2 protein-coding genes are annotated in these 1,723 nt (G+C 69.6%); both read left to right on the forward strand.

Annotated elements, in window-relative coordinates; translation table 11 throughout:
• The coding region (locus tag Y706_RS28055) for an acetate--CoA ligase family protein (protein WP_043435790.1) at positions 1–971 on the forward strand (971 nt) is incomplete at its 5' end.
• Between the two features lie 80 nt (positions 972–1,051).
• On the forward strand, positions 1,052–1,723 hold a 672-nt coding region (locus tag Y706_RS0109710), incomplete at its 3' end, for a DUF5998 family protein (RefSeq protein ID WP_028276444.1).

The raw sequence follows: 1,723 nt of genomic DNA on the forward strand, positions 1-1,723 counted from the left end.
GCCCCGGCAAGCCGGTGGTTGCCGCCTTTAGCGGAATCCTTGATCCCTCCATCTATGTGGAGGGCATGGTCGGCGCCGAACCTGACCAGCCCCGCCAGCCCGCCCCCGCTCCGCCGGTCCCGTGCTACTCCAACCCGGGTGCGGCGGTGGCGGCCCTTGCCGCCGTCGTGCGCTACGCCCAATGGCTGGACCGGGACCAGGGCCTGTTCGTGGAACCCGAAGGGTGCCACCCGGAGCCCGCCCGGGCGGACCTGGAGGTCCTTCTGCGCGATGTGGGCGGCGAGCAGCTCGTCCGGCTGGACCAGGACACGGCCGCCCGGCTGCTGGGCCACTACGGCATCCGGCTGGTCCCGTCCGTCGGGTTCGAGACGGCGGAGGAGGCCGTGGCCGCGGCAGGGCAGCTCGGCTGGCCCGTGGCCTTGAAGACCACGGACCCGGCACTGCGGCACCGGCTGGACCTGGGAGGTGTGCGGCTGGACATCCAGGACGCCGATTCGCTGCGGCGCAACGTGCTGGAGATGCGCAAATCGCTCGAGCGGTACGGCTCGCCGTCCCTGGAAGTGCAGACCATGGTGCCTGTGGGGCAGGCCTGCACTTTCCGCGCCATCGAAGACCCGCTGCTGGGGCCGGTGATCTCTTTCGGCCTGGCCGGAGACGCCGTGAACCTGCTCGATGACTGGGCCCACCGCGTGCCGCCGCTCTCCGGCTCCGACGTCCACGACTTCATCCGGGCGCCCCGGGCGTCGCGGAAGCTTTTCGGCTACCAGGGTCTGCCCGCCGTCGACGTCGCGGCGCTCGAGGACCTCGCAGCCCGCCTCACCAGGCTGAAGGACAACCACCCGGAGATCGCGCTGGTGCATTTCAATCCCGTCCTCGCCGGGCCCGATGGCGCCTCGATCCTGGCCGCCGATGTCAGGATCGCGAACGCCGCCCAGCGGACCGACAGTGCGCGCCGGGCGATGCGCAGTTAGGGTCGAACCTCCCGGGCTGCAGCCCGCGTCCGGGGCCCTGCAGTTAGCAAGTCCCCAGCTGATCTGTGAAAATGGAGACTATGAGCACCCAGCCTCCAGCACCCAAGCCCCTGGCGACCGCCCCCGTACGCCAGACCGCGCACCACCACGGCCTCCATGACCACAGTGCGCAGGGCCAGAGCCTGGAAGGGGCCCTCCAGCAGGCCGGTTTTTACCCCCGGCTCGTGGCCGACGTCGTCGCCGATGCCCTGGATGGCCGTGATTGCGTGGCCCACCTCGTACATCTCGAGACACACTTCGACCGGGCCGAGGTCCGCCGCCACATCACCGTCCTGGTGTTGACCGACGACATGTTGGTCATTACCCATGTCGACGACCAGCAGCTCGACGAGGCCGGCGAGCAGACCGTCGCCCAGGTGTCCACCGAGTCCGTTCCCGTCACTCAGATCCGCTCGGTGGTCTTGAGCTATGTCTACGCCCAGCCGCAGGACTACAAGCCTTCCGACCCGGTCCGCGAGCTGACGTTGTCCATTGCATGGTCCGGCGGCCAGCGCCTCGACATGGGTCCGGCCAGCTGCGGGGATCCTCAGTGCGAGGCCGATCACGGCTACAGCGGCACCATTGCCCAGGAAGACATCGTCCTGCGCATCAGCGCCGAAGCGGACGGCCTGCAGGCCGTACAGGACGCCAAGCTCTTCGCCCGCGCCCTCCGTGCTGTGAACACCGGCTCCGCGGCGCCGGTCCCGCACAAC

Source organism: Arthrobacter sp. I3, assembly GCF_000520575.1.
GTDB lineage: Bacteria > Actinomycetota > Actinomycetes > Actinomycetales > Micrococcaceae > Arthrobacter > Arthrobacter humicola_A.